This window comes from Exiguobacterium oxidotolerans JCM 12280 (assembly GCF_000702625.1).
Taxonomy (GTDB): Bacteria; Bacillota; Bacilli; order Exiguobacteriales; family Exiguobacteriaceae; genus Exiguobacterium_A; species Exiguobacterium_A oxidotolerans.
In genome coordinates this window covers 1,173,154-1,189,283 of the sequence record NZ_JNIS01000001.1, presented here as the reverse complement: position 1 = coordinate 1,189,283, position 16,130 = coordinate 1,173,154, and the positions used below count along the sequence as shown (strand labels likewise).

Here is a 16,130-nt window from a genome sequence, read left to right as displayed (position 1 = left end):
CCTCTCCGGTCAGTAACCGGGAGGCGTTTTTCATGTCAATGAAAAGAAGTCATCGAGTTTTTGTTGCTCCGAATGTTCGAGCGCCTTCATCAAAAGGATGGACTGAGCACGTACTTTGTAGTCGGCAGAATAATGGAACAGTCCATTGTCGAGTTCCGTGATTGCAAGCGGTTCGATGATCGTCCGTGGATGATCGACATCCTTCAATTGTAACGACAGCTCGATTTGGTGGTCGACAGGCAAGCGAATCGAGGCATAAAAATGGATGGACCGGTTCGTACTCCGCGTGATGAGGATTGGCGAAGCACCGACATTGACGGCCTTGCCGTTCAGGCGGGTGATTGTGATCTGGGCATGGACGGACGGCAATTGTTGTTTCGGTGAGGCTTTTAAAGACTCAATCGGTGAAAGAACACCGAGACGCAATACGTTCACAAGTTCGGACGCACTGACGGGTCGGCTGAACAGGTAACCTTGGACGGCATGGCACTCGAAATCGCGGAACAAATCGAGTTGATGGAGTGTTTCGACGCCCTCAGCGACGACGGTCAGTTCGAGTTCCTTCGCAAAGTAGATGATGGTTTTAAGAAGTGCCGTCGACTGATCCGCCTCCTCGAGTTGAGCGACGAACGAACGATCCAGCTTTAACGTCGTAATCGGATAGTCGCGCAGACAAGCTAAGGAAGTAGCACTGCTACCGTAGCGATCGAGTGTGAGGCGAATTCCGAGACGATGCAGGTGCGCCAGTGTTTCTTTGACGAACTCATTGTTCTCGAGCAGGACATTTTCAGGTAGCTCGAACTGCAGGAAGCGGGCTTGGACACTATGGCGTTTCAAACACGTTTTGACGGTTTCGACGAAGTTGCCGTGCAACAGTCGCTTCGCCGACAGATTGATTGAAATCGGGACGACGGGGAAACCCGACGTACTCAAGTCCTGTAGCGTCCGGCAAACGGTCTCGAGGACCCAGTCGCCAATCGCGAGATAAAATCGTCCTTCTTCTGCAAGCGGAATGAAATCTTGCGGGGGAATCCGTCCCCACTCTGGATGATCCCAACGAATCAAGGCCTCGAAGGCTAAGAGCTGCCCGCTCCAGATATCGACTTTCGGTTGATATTCGAGAAACAGTTCGTCCTGTCCAATCGCATACCGTAAACCTTGTTCGAGTTGGTGGCGGCGGTAAATTTCAAGGTCAAGCTGCGACGTATACAATTCATAGGCGGGACCTGTCTTAGCGCGGGCACGGGTCAAGGTCGTGTTCGCAGCCTGCAGGAGTTCAGCCGCTGAAGTCTTTTTGTCCTGACTGTGACTGATTCCGATGGCGAGTTCCGGAATTAGGGCATACGCCTCGATTGAGAAGCGTTGCGTCGCGAGTTCGAGCACATGGAGCGCACGTTTCTTCAACTGGAGCTCATCGAACGGTTGCTCGATTAAGGCGATGTAGTAATCGCCTTCGAGCTGACTGCAATAGACGTTCGGCAAGCGCTCCGTTAACGCATCACGTGTATCAAGTAGCCAGCGTTGGCCAATCTCATACCGGAGTTGTGTATTGATGTTATGGAATTGATTGAAGTCGATCGCGAAGATGGTAAAAGGAAGACCATTTTTAAGCAAATCCTCCATTTTTTCAAGCAGGGCAATCCGGTTCGGCAACCCCGTTGTCGCGTGATGCCGCGATAAGCGAAAGAGATCCTCTTGTTGCTGCTTGACGAGCGTGATGTCCGTGACGACACCTTGATAGCCGGTGAAGACCTGAGTGTTCGAATCCTTTAAAGGAAGACGAATCTCTTCGAGCCAGCGCCATTCGTCCTCTAGTTTCAGCCGGTAAGTCAGCCGGACGGTTTCTCCTTGTTGCAACCCTTCCCGCGCAGCTTTTATTCGGTCCCGGTCGTCCGGATGAAGCAATTCTTTCCAGTACGCGGGATCGAGTTCGAGCTGGCGCAAGTGTTCCGGGTGTTGCTGTAAAAAACCGACGGCGAGGAACGTCAACGCTTGATCGGCTTCACTGTGTTGGTAAACAATTGTTTCGACGGTCGCTAAAAAATTCGTCAGCGAGTCTTGCGAATCGGCGGGCGGAGTCTCACGCGTCGTCGCAGTGTCATGAAACATCATGCTGATGCAGAGATGACCGTCAGTCTGCGACGATAAGGCATCACAGCGGACGACCCGTTGATACTGTTCCTGTTGATTCATCCGTAAAGTGAGGCTGACGTTAGACGGCGTCGTTAACTGTGCCACGTGTTCTTGAAAGAGGCTACGGTCGTCCGGGTGAATCTCGTGTAGGAAGTCTTCTTCGTCCATCGACGCCAAGCGGTGGCTCGAAATCGACAAGAGTGAAGTGAAGTTTTTCGAGAACGACCACTCGTCTGATGTCGGAAGATAATCGAGAAAGGCGATTGGTGTCGTCATTTCTGTCAACTGTTCTTGCTGGGCTAATCGAAGCAGTTGTTTTCGTAACGCGACATGTTGCGAAATGTCACGGGCGATTCCGTACAGACCGATGATGATGTGGTTTTGGTAGATCGGGATGTTCGTCACGGTCATTGTCAAGCGGCGCCCATCCTTGTGACGGACTTCTGCCGTGAAATGAACGGTCTCCCCGTGCAGGGCACGCTGTTTAAAGGGGGCGATTCGCTCGGCTTCACTCGGACGAAGGAAGGACTGGATTGGTTGATTCGCGAGTGTCGTTCCTTCATAGCCGAGCAGGAAAGCGAGTTTTTGATTAAAGGAGACGATTTCTCCAGCTAAGTTCAAGGTGTAAACGGCATCCGGATGATTTTCTAAAAAGTAGGTCGGGTCTGTCAGTTCTTTAAAATCCAGTGATCCTTGCAGGGGCGCTTCTGAAAGTTTCTTTTTGAAGAACGGCATCTCGTCACCTCGATTAAAATGTCTATCATTCATTATAACAATTTTTGGAATTTTTTACTCCGAAATATTTCAATCAAGAGCTAGGACTTTCGGTTCAACTATTTTTCTCATTCCCTTTTTTTGAAAAAAACTCATAATTCAACAGAACCTGACCGATATACTAAACATAAGAGAATTGAACATTAAGTCAATGAGGAGACAAAAACATATGTTACGAGGAATGTACACGGCGTCTGGTGCGATGCAGGCGTTACAGCGGCAACAAGAAATGTTAAGTAACAACCTGGCCAATGCGCGGACGCCTGGCTTCCGCGCCGATCAAGCATCGCTCCGGACGTTTCCGGAGATGATGATTCAACAATCAGGCGTCAATGAACGGACGGGAATTCAATCAAGAGGGACGGTCGGCACGCTCGCGACAGGTGTCTTCATGCAGGCAGCGACGCCGAACTTTGCCCTCGGTTCGATTACGGAAACGGGCAACGCGACGGATCTCCAAATCAGTTCACGGGACGGATCCGCCCTCTTTACCGTCTTACATACGGATCCGCTGACAGGTGGGGAAGAGACGCTTTACACGACGAACGGTCAATTTGCCGTCGGGCAGGATGGTTTGCTCCGGACGACAGAAAATGATCTCGTCCTTGATGCAAACGGTCAGGCGCTCAACGTCGTCAATGAAGACTTCGTTGTCAGCGCAGACGGAGCGGTGACGGACGGAAACGGGCAAGCGATCGGAAACCTTGGACTTGTCGTAACCGATCAACCGGAGACACTGGAGCGGACAGGCAACGGTTTATTCCGCTCTCCGGCAGCACTTGCGGCGGGAGACGTCAAAGTCGACCAAGGCGTGCTCGAACTCGGGAACGTCGAAATCGAGCAGACGATGGCTGAGATGAACAGTGGACTTCGTCAGTTCGAAGCCAATCAAAAAGTCATTCAAGCTTACGACCGGACGGCTGAAAAAGCTGTTTCTGAAATCGGTCGCGTGCGTTAATCGGAGGAGGAAGTCATGCAATCACTTTATACATCAGCCAGTACGATGGCTCAATTACAAAAACAACTCGATACGACCGGGCATAATCTCGCGAATGCGAACACGAACGGCTACAAGCGTCGTGATGCGCAGTTCAATGAGTTACTCGTCCGCAACATCAGCAACACACCGGGCGGCTTAGAAACAGGTCCTTTGACGACGCCGGTCGATCTTCGTCTTGGTGTCGGTGGGTATGTCGCGAACGAAGCGACACGTTTTACCGTCGGTGCTTTTCAAACGACCGGACGAAATTTAGATGCGGCACTCGGTAATCCGCATCACTTCTTTGGTGTCATCGATGCAGACGGCGTGACGAAATTCACGCGGGACGGCAACTTTGAGTTATCACCGCAAGGCAACGGACAGATGTTGTTGACAGATGATGCGGGACGCTCCGTCATCAATCAAGCGAACGATGCCATCACCTTACCGAAAAATGCGACGGCGATTGAGCTGAACAAAGATGGCAATATCACAGGTGTCCTCAACGGAGAACGTCGTGTCCTTGCCCGCATCGGTGTCGCGGATATTCCGAACCATGGCGAGTTGACGGATGTCGGCGGTGGACTCTATACGGCGACCGGACAATATCAAAATGCTCAAGGGAACCCGTTGACGGTCGGGACGCTCGAATCCTCGAACGTCGACATGGGGACGGAAATGACGAACTTGACGCAAATTCAACGCGCCTATCAGTTTAATTCGAAAGCTTTGATGACGACCGATCAGATGATGGGAATCGTCACATCACTCAAATAACGAGTCTGCCAAAAGCCGCGCATTCCGGAATCTGGAAGGCGCGGCTTTCTGATGGAGTCATTTTTTTAAGCTCAGGTAGACCGCTGCCATATCTAAATCGGCTTGGTCTCCCGTGTTCGCCTGTTCGTACTGTTCATGTGCTGCTTCTGCCAGCGGTAAACGTAACGTGTACCGTTTCGCGGCGTCCGTGATCAACCCTAAATCCTTCGCCATCAACCGAAGCGGGAAAGCAGGGGGGAACTCTTCTGTTCGGTACATGTCCTGTTTGCCTTGGAAGAGCGGTGTATTCATGCCGGACAAGGAAATCATCTGGATGAGTTTTTCTTTGTCGAGCCCGGCCGCTTCTCCGAGCAGGAACGTTTCAGCAAGTCCTTCACCGACGATACCGAGCAGGAGGTTGATGGCAAGTTTTGCTGAGCTGCCTGTTCCGTGGTCACCGAAATGGATACTTTCTTTACCGAGAACATCGAGATACGGCCGACATGTCGCAAGTGTCTGTTTGTCACCACCGACGAGCATGACGAGCTGGCCGGCTTCTGCGACACCGACTGAACCAGAGACGGGAGACTCGAGATAGGCGGCACCGGCGCGTTCGATCAGTTGCGCTGCCTGTGTTGATTCCTCGGACGAAATCGTACTCAAGTTGACGACGATTTTGTCCGTCAAGTCGCTTGCGAGCAGCCCGTTTGTTTCGTGAAGAACATGATCGATCGCTTTTCCATCTGCGAGCATGATGAAGATGATGTCCGACTGTTCGACCAGTTCGCGTGGTGAGCGAAGCGACGTTGCCCCTTCCGCGACGAGCGGTGCTGTCTTACTTTCTGTGCGGTTATAGATGTATAACGGGTGTCCGGCGCGGCGAAGACGTAACGCCATCGGGACACCCATATGACCTAATCCTATCCAACCAAGTTGCATCTGTCTGATTCCTCCTGTATGTGTAGAGTCGCTTTAGCTATTCCCTTTTAGAACCTTATGTTAAACGCGACGTAAGCGGCGTTCTTCTTACTGGAAGCCCGCGTTTCACCCGTCCTTGACGGAATCTGAACATGAACAGGGCAAAAAAACCCCGCGCCTTTAGTGGACACGGGGGTAAAGACTCATTCAGTTTCGTACGTCAAGATGGTGGAAATGACAGCGACCGGAAAACGAATCGTAAAGGTCGAGCCGACACCGACGGTCGATTCAACATCAATCGTTCCGTTATGGTGTTTGACGATTTCTTTACAAATCGATAGACCGAGACCCGTTCCACCGATTTTGCGTGTCTCTGAGTTGTCGACCCGGTAAAACTTATCGAACAACTTCGACATCGCTTCTTGCGGGATGCCCATTCCTTCGTCGTGAATCTTGATTTCAGCGAAACCATCCTGGTGCTGGACTTCGATTGAAACCGTTCCGCCGTCAGGAGAATACTTGATGGCGTTACTGAGTAGGTTGTTTAAGAGCTGTTTAATCTTTTCGCTATCGGCGTCAATCATGATTGGTCCGTTGCCTGCGAACGCTAACGTGTGTGTCGTATGCGAGGCACCATAGAAGTCGGTCACGTCATTTGCGAGTTCGACGATGTCGAACGTCGACATCTGATAACGTTGCTCACTCGATTCCATCCGCTGGACGTCGAGGAAATCGTTGACGAGGGTCGTCAGGCGACCTGTTTCCGAGTGAATCGTCTGCAAGTACTTTAGCTGACGCTCTTCTTCGAACGATTTGTTGAGCATCAACTCCGTGAAACCGTAGATGGACGAGAGGGGTGTCCGAAGTTCGTGCGAGACGGTCGAGACGAACTCTTCTTTCATCCGGTCCGACTCCGTTTCTTTCGTGACATCCCGTAAGACGAGCATCGTTCCGACCCAAACGTTATTGATTTGAATCTTCTCGGCATAAATTTGGATATAGGCACTGCGCGCGCGAATCGAGACGACGAGACTATCCTTCGGCAAGTTCTGCTCGACGATCTGTTCGATGTATTGTTCGAACGGTTCTGCTTCATCGATGATGGAAGACAAGGCGGACATTGCTTGACGGAACGAGGAGAGATTACTTTCATCCTGATGTTCCGTCTGAATTTCCGGGAACAACTTCATCAACGGTTCGTTGACGAGCAATTCATCTGATTCATGTTCGATGTAGACGACGGCTTCCCGAATCGAGTTCAACAGTTGTCCGGTTTTGTTCTTTTCATGAATCATTTTTTCGTAAATCCCCATCCGCATCAACGAAAGTGAGAGCTGGTGCGAGAAGGAAAGGATGTCGCCCATCTGCTCCGGCGTGAAGGCGTCACGGTACCGGACGAGATAGATGCAGGCGATAATTTTTTCTTCGTTCGGGTCAAGAATCGGCACGGCGACTTCATACATGTAGTACGGATACGGAAGCGGGCTTTCGTGTGCGACCTGTTTAGACGAATGCACCGGACGTTTCAAGACACGCGCCCGATGGAACAACGATTGATCTTCGTGGATCAATTGTTCGACCATATCAGGGGTCATCCCGTATTCAATCGTCGAGCGGACATCGTGTTGATCGAGGAACAGCAAGGCTCCGATTTCCGAGTGGGTGATTGAGACGAGCTTCTCGATGATTTCCGGATACGCCGTCAATGTTTCGCGGGACGCAAGCGTCTCCGTCAATTCATTACGGTATTTTAGATGTTGTTCGCTTTGCAGCGTGATTTCGAGTGCTTCTTCGAGTTCTTCCTGTTGCGCCTGTAGCTCTTCTTGCTGCGCAACGAGTTCCTCTTGTTGGGCTTGCAACTCTTCATTCTTCGCCAGCATATGGACTTTATTATCCGCAATCGATGCTGCCATTTGATTGAAGGACGCGGTTAATGTGTGTAATTCATCGCGTCGTTTCGGTAAGGGAAGTTCTTTGACGTCTTCACCACTTGCGAGATGTGCACTGTCCCGAGACAACGAATTAATTTGTTTCGTCACCCGGTTGATGAACGGGCGGACGAGTAAGACAAGAATGATGACGAGGACAAGCAGGTTTGACAGCCAAATGAACTGGGCGATGCGCATTTCATTGAGCAGGCTGGCCTTTGCTTCATCTTCTTCAGTCTGAATGAGGTTTAAATAGTTTGTCAGCAAGGCTTCGATACCAGCCGTATCGGCTTCACCGTCAATTTGACTGTTTGAGCCTTTCAACGTCCCGTCAGAATTGAATAATTCGCTCCCGTTCGAAAGCGAAGCGAGCGTTTTCGGATCAACGAACTGTTCGTCGACCGAGCCTTTCTGTTTTTGTTCCACATATTGACGTAACAGTGGGACGGCAGTACCGAAATAATCGTCATATAAGTTTCTCGTCGCAGTTGCATATTGATCGCCTTGTGTATAGATGGCGTTTTGCTCGAACCAGGTCGTCAAGCGGTTAATTTCATCTTGGTTTGTTTTGACAGCATTGAGCATTTCAGGGGTTCCGAACAAGAGGTATGATTTTACATTGCTCTGTGCAGCGGACCATTCGTATGCCAACGCGTTCGCATTCGTTCTTCGTTCACGTAAGTCATCGAATGTCGCATCGGTTTGACTGATTTTTTGTTCAGTATACGTATAGACGATAGCGGATGTGATGCTGAGTGCGATAAAGACCGCGTAAAAAGCAAACATCAATTGGCGACCAATCTTTTGATTAATCCATTTCACGTTCGAATCCTCCATATTCTTTTGTATATGTACGTAAGTGGTTGAAGATATACATTAAATTTTACTCTGCTTGTTAGCAGTCATCAAATTTTAACACGCAAAGATGTAAAATAAATATTATATTTAGATGACGGTCCAGCTTATTTTTTTGCAGGAGGATTAGAAGCGGTCAGATAAAGGAAAACTAACTGAGTGAAAGCTATCATTATTACGTATGAGGAAGTGACAGAATGCAAAAAATGTTTGAAAACAAGTGGTATCGTGGCGCCTGGTGGGTCATGACGCTACTCGTCATCGTCTGGGTCGGCAATCACGTGACCTTTTTATTTCGTCCACTCGCCATACTCGGGCAAATGGTCGTCCCGCCGCTTGCAATCGCGGGGATTCTCTATTACGTCCTTTTGCCGCTCGTCGAGATGCTTGAGAAAAAGATGAGTCGGCGTCCGGCCGTGATGGTCGTCTTGTTCGGATTGATTGGAATCATGACGACACTTGGATTTATCTTCGGTCCATCCTTATCGAAACAAATCAGTGAGTTCGTCAATTCGATCCCGAACCTCGCGACGGAATTTCAGCGCCAACTCGTCGAAGTTCGGAGTCAGCTTGAAAACAGCAGCATCTTTTCTCGCTTCGTCGGGGGACCGGACGACTTGTTCGATAAATTCTCGACGAATCTCTCCGAGTATGCGTCATCGTTCTTAAAAAATGTCGGAGCAGGGGTCGGTGGGTTCGTCAGCTTAATCACGACGACCGTCATCACGATCATCATCATTCCGATCATGTTGATTTATATGTTGTTAGACGGTCATAAGCTAAAAGGCAATTTGGTTAACATGATGCCGTTTGAATTTCATAAAGAAACGAAAAAAATCTTGGAAGATGTCCATGAAACGATCATGAGCTATATCCGGGGGCAGGTCATCGTCAGTATCGGTGTTGGTGTCATCGCCTACATCGGATATCTCTTCATCGGCATCGACTATGCGATTTTGTTAGCGATGTTCGCGACATTGACGAACATCATTCCGTTTCTCGGACCAGTCATCGGAGTCATTCCCGCTTTGATTGTCGGTTTTATCCAGGATCCGATTCTTGCAGTCTACGCCATCATTGTCATGACGGTCGCGCAACAAATCGATTCGCACATCATGTCACCGCTCGTTCAAGGAAGAACGCTTGATGTTCACCCGTTGACGATCATCATCGTCCTGCTTGTCGCAGGGAACATCGCCGGCTTCTTCGGCGTCTTACTCGGCGTTCCGTTTTATGCCGTCATGAAAGTCATCATTCTTAACTTGCAACGTCTCTACCATCTCCGGACACAAAAGAAGATGGTCATCACGGATGAGGAAAAGACGTTCGATACCATCATCACAAAAAAAGAATGACTTTTTGAATTATTAACGTCGTTCCTTCATACTAAAGAAGCAGTCTGATGTGTTAGGAAAGGGGTAGTGACAGATGGATCAACGTCAAACAGAAGAACAAGCCGATTTATTAGCCCTGCAAAAGTTTCAGCATAATTTCGAGAACAGCTTAAAGTCGAGCGTCATCTACATTTTACGGGATGGGGCGCTGACGATTGGTGAGATTGAACAGCGAATCGATCAGTCACACGGTCAGATTTTAGAGCAACTTCAAGAGTTGATTGAAGATGGACTTGTCATTCAGCAAATGTCAGAAAAAGTCGATGGACTAGCGTACTTTTTGACCGCACCAGCCGAAGATCTCGTTCGACAGTTTAAAGAGTCGATCAAGTGGAGTAAACAACACATTACCTTCTAATAAAAAAGGTCATCTTCGAGCTATCAGCTCGAGGATGACCTTTTTTTATTTTATGGAAATTATATGGGTATAAAAGGCTCTTAAATGAATATGGATTTTTATGGGATATTAAGTAATGAAATAAAATTACAATATAAATTAAGATATTGAAAATAAAAACGGCTTTAATTTATATTTTTAAAGGTAATTAAGCATTAAAAATACTAGATATTAGGTACTATACTTCTATTATAATTGTAAAAAAAATGTATTTTTTATTAGTAAAACCCTGCATAATAATGGGTGTAAGGTTATTTTTCTCAAAGAAAAGGAGTGTTCAAATGAACAAGAAAACGCCTGATTTCCGAAAGAAGATGAACCGACACCACAGAAACCACACCAAGCGCTTGATCAAACTACTCACAGCTTCCTCACTGGCATTATCCCCAATTTCATTTACTTACACCAAGACAGAAGCAGCTGAAAAAAAGTTTCAGCCGCAACAGCAGCAATTTGCCTCATCGATTAAAAATTCATTAGCACTTGCTCCAGTAAATCGAGTGAGTCTAGCGGATGTACAATTATTGACAGATGTACAAGTCCGAGCGAATTTAACAGAACAATTAGATAATTATAATTTTGCTCTTGGTTTAACGGGCCGAGGACTGGCCGATGCAGAAATTTTGTCGCCAGAACGTGTCGCCGTCTTTAATATTCCGGATCTCGCGGGCAAAATGACGGCGAACGGCAATGCTGACGTGAGCGTAGAACTATTGCCAATCACACTGGAAGACTTGCCGACGCTCAAAGGTCAACTTGATCCATTAACAACGAGTGTCAATGGCCTTGTCGGAACCTTGGTTACTCAAATTGACATAATTTTAGATAACCCGCTGACAAGCCCGCTTTTAAATGTTGATGGACTAGATGAACTAGAAGACGCGTTGGCTGCACTCAATAATTTGGACGTAGCGTTGTCTGATTTGCTTGATTACGATGGGCAGGTCCCGGTGACAGTCAATGCTGATGGCACGATCGTTGTTGATTTCAGTGATGGACTAGGACAACATCTTGAAACGGCAGTTCAGCAAGTAGTACAACAAGCACTACAAGACTTAGTGGATGCGATTACGAACCTTGAGTTAACAGGAGATTTAGCGCCGACACTTGATTTTGTGTTGGATCCAGTAAAAGCACTTTTACCATCCGTCAATGACTTGTTAGATGCAGTCACGAACGATACGGTCAACTTATCAAATGAATTAGCTGGCGTTCAGGTTCTTGGACCGACGACGGTCGACTTAAATGTGCTCGTCGATAAGCCGGCCAGTGTTGATGGTGAAGTCGTCGTTACGGGATCAGTCGTCAGTACTACAGCCATTGATGCTGAGTTATTAAGTGATTTAGATGGTCAAACGACGATTGTGTTTGATGAAGAAGGCGACGCCGATGCGGATGCTGACGCGGATGCTGACGCGGATGCTGACGCGGATGCTGACGCCGATGCGGATGCGGATGCGGATGCGGATGCGGATGCTGACGCCGATGCGGACGCTGACGCCGATGCGGATGCTGATGCTGACGCGGATGCTGACGCGGATGCTGATGCGGATGCTGATGCCGACGCGGATGCCGATGCGGACGCTGACGCCGATGCTGACGCCGACGCTGACGCTGACGCGGATGCGGATGCTGACGCCGATGCCGATGCCGACGCCGATGCGGACGCCGATGCCGATGCTGACGCGGATGCCGACGCCGATGCTGACGCTGACGCCGATGCGGATGCGGATGCCGACGCCGACGCGGATGCGGATGCGGATGCGGATGCGGATGCTGATGCCGACGCCGATGCGGATGCTGACGCTGATGCCGATGCGGATGCTGACGCGGATGCCGATGCGGATGCGGATGCCGATGCTGACGCTGACGCTGACGCTGACGCTGACGCGGATGCGGATGCCGACGCTGATGCGGATGCCGATGCGGACGCCGATGCGGATGCCGATGCTGACGCCGATGCGGATGCGGATGCCGATGCCGACGCGGATGCTGACGCTGACGCGGATGCTGACGCTGACGCGGATGCTGACGCGGATGCTGACGCTGATGCCGACGCTGATGCTGATGCCGACGCTGACGCGGATGCTGACGCTGACGCTGATGCTGATGCTGACGCCGATGCTGATGCTGACGCTGACGCCGATGCTGATGCCGACGCTGATGCGGATGCGGATGCCGACGCTGATGCGGATGCCGACGCGGATGCCGATGCGGACGCTGATGCCGACAAGGATAACGATCATGACACAGTCGTTCCGGTTCCAGTCATCAATAAACCGATGCCGCCTAAGCATCCAGGTGTTGTGACGAAGCCGACCGTTCCGACACATACGACAGTTGTTCCGAAAAACCGACCGATTCTATCGACACCGATCAGTAAACCGGTCACTCGAACCGCAGCAAGTAAGCTTCCGAACACGTCAGAAAATCTTTTCCTTGTTTCAATGATGGGTATGTTGGCGGTAGTAACCGGATTGTTTGCAAAACTATTCCGTCGCCGTCCCCAGCAATAAGCAGACCGATTAAGTAACAGTCATTGTAGCGGAGGGGAAACTCTCTGCTACAATTTTCATTATTTTTTGAAGGGGTGACTTCGGATGGAATTGATGGAACGGATAGAACGAATCGAAGAACAAGTTTTTGCGCTAATGAAAGAAGATCAAGCAACTTATTTTTTAAATCAACGCCTCACCGTTTTTCTATCAGTCGGGACGAAGAAACGCCGTGCACGGGTCCAAACATTTCGTGGGAAACGAATGGCGAGTATCTTTCAAAAAATCAAAAACTTCTTACTTGAACATCCCGTCGACTACGACTGGATTAAAGTAGATGTTGCGAAGAACTTTCATTTTTGTTCGTTCGCAGAATTAAACGATCAACTTCGTGCAACACGGAAGAATTATTTCCGAAAAGGCATCGCTTTCGATGCTCGCTTCACGTGTGCCTTTTTAGAAGAAGAACTAAATGGAAATGCGATGTTGACGCCAGATAAGGACACGCCGGAACTTCGGGTGAACTTGAAGAACATGACACGATATGTTGAACTGCAACGTCGAAAAATACCACGCGTGGTCTTCACAGACCAAACAAACTGTATCTTGTTTGAGACGACGAGCGTCTTCAGTGAAGAAGAACCGATCGTCATCGAAATGACAGGGACAGTGGAAAAAATCAGAGTCTCTCCACGCACCACTCCCTTTGAAATCAAAACGGTCGTCACGCAAGCGAGTGATTACTTAGCTCGCCAAGTTCAGGCGGATGGCCGCTTCATATATGGTTACTTTTCATGTTTTGACAAAACGATTCAATTTTACAACAGCTTACGGCATGCGAGTACACTTTACTCGATGATTGAAGCGTACGCAGTCCGACCGGACGTGACACTTCAACACGCAATCGATCGTGCGAAAGACTATCTCATCGAGCACTTGATCGTTCAACCGAACGAATCGGCCTATGTCGTTGATTGGGAACAGGATGCGGAAATTAAGCTTGGAGCCAATGCCGCGGCCATCTTAGCGTTGACGAAATACATGACGACGTTCAAGTCGCGTCGCGAACTTGCGTTGTGCCGCGCCCTTGCGAACGGAATGTTAGGGTTGCAGCAGCCGGCAGGTAACTTCAACCATGTGTTATCGTATCCGTCGCTTGCATTGAAAGAGGCGTTTCGGATTATTTATTACGAAGGAGAAGCGACGTTTGCGCTACTTCGTCTATACGAGCTCGATCGACAAGAACGGTGGTTAACGAGTGTGACGCAAGCGTTTGACTACTTTATCGCGCACGATTACTGGAAGCAGCATGACCACTGGCTCAGCTACAGCGTCAATGAATTGACGAAGTATGTTCCGGATGAACGGTACTATCGGTTCGGACTTCAAAATGTCGAGCAAAAGCTTGATTTCATTCATCACCGCGAGACGACGTATCCGACGTTTCTTGAGTTGATGTTAGCGGCCCGCGAGATGATTGGCCGGATGCAAGCAGACGGGCAGACAGACTTATTGACGACGTTTCCGCTCGACTGGCTCGAAGCGACGATTGAACGCCGGATGCAGTACCAATTGACTGGTTTTTATTACCCGGAAGTCGCGATGTATATGAAAGTACCGGAGCGCATACTCGGTAGTTTCTACATCCGTCACCACTCCTTCCGCGTCCGGATTGATGATGTCGAGCATAATATCTCCGGGTACTGTCGTGCGCTCGAACAAATCCATCAAGAGGAGGTCGTGAAACGATGAGACGACACGTCTCGACACTCTTGCTCATCATCGGTGTTCTCTTGTTAGGGTACGTTGGCTATCAAAAATTCACGATTGATCGAACGTTATCCACCGAACTGGAAAAGGCGAAAGCCGTTGTCGTGGAGGCGGAGGAACAAAAGAAGACGGCTGAACAAGCACAGGCAGCGGACACGGAAGCGGGGGCAGTGCCGGTCACGTTTGAAGAAGGCGAGACGCTTGGTTTCTTAACCATTAAATCACTCGACATGGAATTGCCACTCCTCGAAGGGGTGACGGACAAAACGCTTGCGAAAGGCGTCGGGCATCACCCGGAAACGGCTTTTCCTGGACAGGGTGACCGGATCTTCATCGCCGGGCATAACGACACGACGTTTTCAAAAATCAGTGAGCTCGAACCGGGTGACGAGGTCGAACTCTATTTGGCGGATGGATCATACCGCTATGTCATGCGGTCGAGTGAAATCGTCGACGATGAAGATACACGCATCTTGGCAACGACAGGAACGGAGTCGCTCGTCATCTCGACCTGTTACCCGTTTTATAACATTGCGAACAGTACGGAACGCTATTTGATTTTCTTAGAACCGATTGAGTAGGGGGAGACGGACATGACAAGGATCGGCATATTACGCTTGAACGATAAACCACAATTTCGTGATAAGATCGCCTGCGTCGTCGCAGCATCGATGGGGATTGAAGCGTTTTTCTTCCGGCCGCAGGATATCGACTTTGACAAGCGGATGATTCGGGGGATGCACTTTTTGGATGACCGCTGGCATAACGGCTTGTGCGAATTTCCGGATGTCGTCTATAATCACTTGCCGTTGACGGACGAGCAAAAAAACATCTTTTTACGCTTGGCCGACGAGATTCCGTTTACGACACACCGAATCGGCAACAAAAACGTCGTCTTGAAAAAACTTGCGGCTGACGGGAAGTTCAAACAGTATTTGATTCCGATGCACCGGATTCGTGCGGGGAAGGATTTGGTTGCTCTCCTGGAACGGTACGGGAAAATCATTTTCAAACCGGCTAACGGCAAGCGGGGGCAACGGATTTATACGATTGAACAGGTCGGACCGGATCAGTATACGTTTGATCACCTTTTACGAAGTGACACCTGTTCGACAGGACAATTGATTGACCGTATCGAAGAAGAGATTCAACGGAACCCGATGATCGTTCAACCGTTCATCGCCTCGGAAACCATCCATGGGCATTCCTATTGTATGCGGATCCATGTCGCAAAAGGGGCGAATGGAACGTGGAAGCTCGTCAAGTTCTTTCCTTTCGTCAGTAACAACAAGCAAGAGTCCGTCAGTCACTTGAGTCACGGTGCGCTCTCGACGACGCGGATGGACGCGACCCGTCAAACACCGCTCTTGCTTGTAAACGTTCAAAAAGAAAAAGTCTTACAGGTCAGTGGTGAGGCGACTCGCCTGCTCGCGATTACCGTCAAAATCAAAAATCAATCCGCCGATTCGATTGAGATCGCCCCGAAGCTCGGTGAATACGAAACGGATGGACGGATCGTGACGATTGCCGATCAGTTTAATGCATTAAGCGGAACGTATCAGAGTGGGGAAGAACGAATCGGAATCGTCTTCATCCCGACGACGGAATCGAAAATCAGACCGGGGCGGCTCCATGTATTTTATGAGACGGCGTCTGGGGATAAACAATTACGGATTGCTCTGAACGAAAGGGCAGACTAAAAAGATCTTACGCTCAATTTGAACGTAAGAT

Annotated in this window: 11 protein-coding genes; 8 read left to right on the top strand and 3 right to left on the bottom strand. The window is 49.3% G+C overall.

The window, feature by feature from the left end; all coding sequences use genetic code 11:
• Nucleotides 1-30 precede the first annotated feature (30 nt).
• Nucleotides 31-2,868, bottom strand: a complete 2,838-nt coding sequence (locus tag P403_RS16275; RefSeq protein ID WP_051667322.1) for an EAL domain-containing protein — start codon at nt 2,866-2,868, stop codon at nt 31-33.
• A gap of 208 nt (nt 2,869-3,076) precedes the next feature.
• Between P403_RS16275 and P403_RS0105980 the strand changes: the two genes are divergently transcribed.
• Both P403_RS0105980 and P403_RS0105975 read left to right on the top strand, forming a co-directional pair.
• Nucleotides 3,077-3,865, top strand: a complete 789-nt coding sequence (locus P403_RS0105980) for a flagellar hook-basal body protein (RefSeq protein WP_029331728.1) — start codon at nt 3,077-3,079, stop codon at nt 3,863-3,865.
• 15 nt (nt 3,866-3,880) lie between these two features.
• Nucleotides 3,881-4,663, top strand: a complete 783-nt coding sequence (locus P403_RS0105975) for a flagellar hook-basal body protein (protein ID WP_029331727.1) — start codon at nt 3,881-3,883, stop codon at nt 4,661-4,663.
• Nucleotides 4,664-4,720: 57 nt separating this feature from the next.
• Here P403_RS0105975 and P403_RS0105970 read toward each other — a convergent pair whose 3' ends face one another.
• Nucleotides 4,721-5,581, bottom strand: coding sequence for an NAD(P)-dependent oxidoreductase (locus P403_RS0105970; RefSeq protein ID WP_029331726.1), 861 nt, complete (start codon nt 5,579-5,581; stop codon nt 4,721-4,723).
• Nucleotides 5,582-5,763: 182 nt separating this feature from the next.
• Nucleotides 5,764-8,310: a HAMP domain-containing sensor histidine kinase gene (locus P403_RS0105965; protein WP_029331725.1), complete on the bottom strand. Its 2,547-nt coding sequence runs from the start codon at nt 8,308-8,310 to the stop codon at nt 5,764-5,766.
• A 230-nt stretch (nt 8,311-8,540) separates the two neighbouring features.
• Between P403_RS0105965 and P403_RS0105960 the strand changes: the two genes are divergently transcribed.
• From P403_RS0105960 to P403_RS0105935, 6 genes are all read left to right on the top strand, one after another.
• Nucleotides 8,541-9,698 carry an AI-2E family transporter gene (locus P403_RS0105960; RefSeq protein WP_029331724.1) on the top strand — a complete coding sequence of 386 codons (1,158 nt, stop codon included), beginning with the start codon at nt 8,541-8,543 and terminating at the stop codon, nt 9,696-9,698.
• A gap of 73 nt (nt 9,699-9,771) precedes the next feature.
• Entirely contained in the window at nt 9,772-10,095 is a 324-nt protein-coding gene (locus P403_RS0105955) for a winged helix-turn-helix transcriptional regulator (RefSeq protein ID WP_029331721.1), read from the top strand.
• Between the two features lie 320 nt (nt 10,096-10,415).
• Nucleotides 10,416-12,650: an adhesive domain-containing protein gene (locus P403_RS16700; RefSeq protein WP_200872398.1), complete on the top strand. Its 2,235-nt coding sequence runs from the start codon at nt 10,416-10,418 to the stop codon at nt 12,648-12,650.
• Nucleotides 12,651-12,734: 84 nt separating this feature from the next.
• A complete protein-coding gene (locus P403_RS0105945) occupies nt 12,735-14,381 on the top strand; it encodes a hypothetical protein (RefSeq protein WP_029331719.1) in 1,647 nt (548 codons plus the stop codon).
• Nucleotides 14,378-14,980, top strand: a complete 603-nt coding sequence (locus tag P403_RS0105940) for a class D sortase (protein ID WP_051667320.1) — start codon at nt 14,378-14,380, stop codon at nt 14,978-14,980. The genes P403_RS0105945 and P403_RS0105940 overlap by 4 nt, the downstream gene beginning before the upstream one ends.
• A 12-nt stretch (nt 14,981-14,992) precedes the next feature.
• Nucleotides 14,993-16,099, top strand: a complete 1,107-nt coding sequence (locus tag P403_RS0105935) for a YheC/YheD family protein (protein ID WP_029331716.1) — start codon at nt 14,993-14,995, stop codon at nt 16,097-16,099.
• Nucleotides 16,100-16,130: the final 31 nt, after the last annotated feature.

Coding starts and splice junctions, on each gene's coding strand:
- P403_RS0105975 (WP_029331727.1), top strand. CDS start 3,881: ATGCAATCACTTTATACATCAGCCAGTACGATGGCTCAATTACAAAAA.
- P403_RS0105980 (WP_029331728.1), top strand. CDS start 3,077: ATGTTACGAGGAATGTACACGGCGTCTGGTGCGATGCAGGCGTTACAG.
- P403_RS16700 (WP_200872398.1), top strand. CDS start 10,416: ATGAACAAGAAAACGCCTGATTTCCGAAAGAAGATGAACCGACACCAC.
- P403_RS0105935 (WP_029331716.1), top strand. CDS start 14,993: ATGACAAGGATCGGCATATTACGCTTGAACGATAAACCACAATTTCGT.
- P403_RS0105955 (WP_029331721.1), top strand. CDS start 9,772: ATGGATCAACGTCAAACAGAAGAACAAGCCGATTTATTAGCCCTGCAA.
- P403_RS0105970 (WP_029331726.1), bottom strand. CDS start 5,581: ATGCAACTTGGTTGGATAGGATTAGGTCATATGGGTGTCCCGATGGCG.
- P403_RS0105940 (WP_051667320.1), top strand. CDS start 14,378: ATGAGACGACACGTCTCGACACTCTTGCTCATCATCGGTGTTCTCTTG.
- P403_RS16275 (WP_051667322.1), bottom strand. CDS start 2,868: ATGCCGTTCTTCAAAAAGAAACTTTCAGAAGCGCCCCTGCAAGGATCA.
- P403_RS0105945 (WP_029331719.1), top strand. CDS start 12,735: ATGGAATTGATGGAACGGATAGAACGAATCGAAGAACAAGTTTTTGCG.
- P403_RS0105960 (WP_029331724.1), top strand. CDS start 8,541: ATGCAAAAAATGTTTGAAAACAAGTGGTATCGTGGCGCCTGGTGGGTC.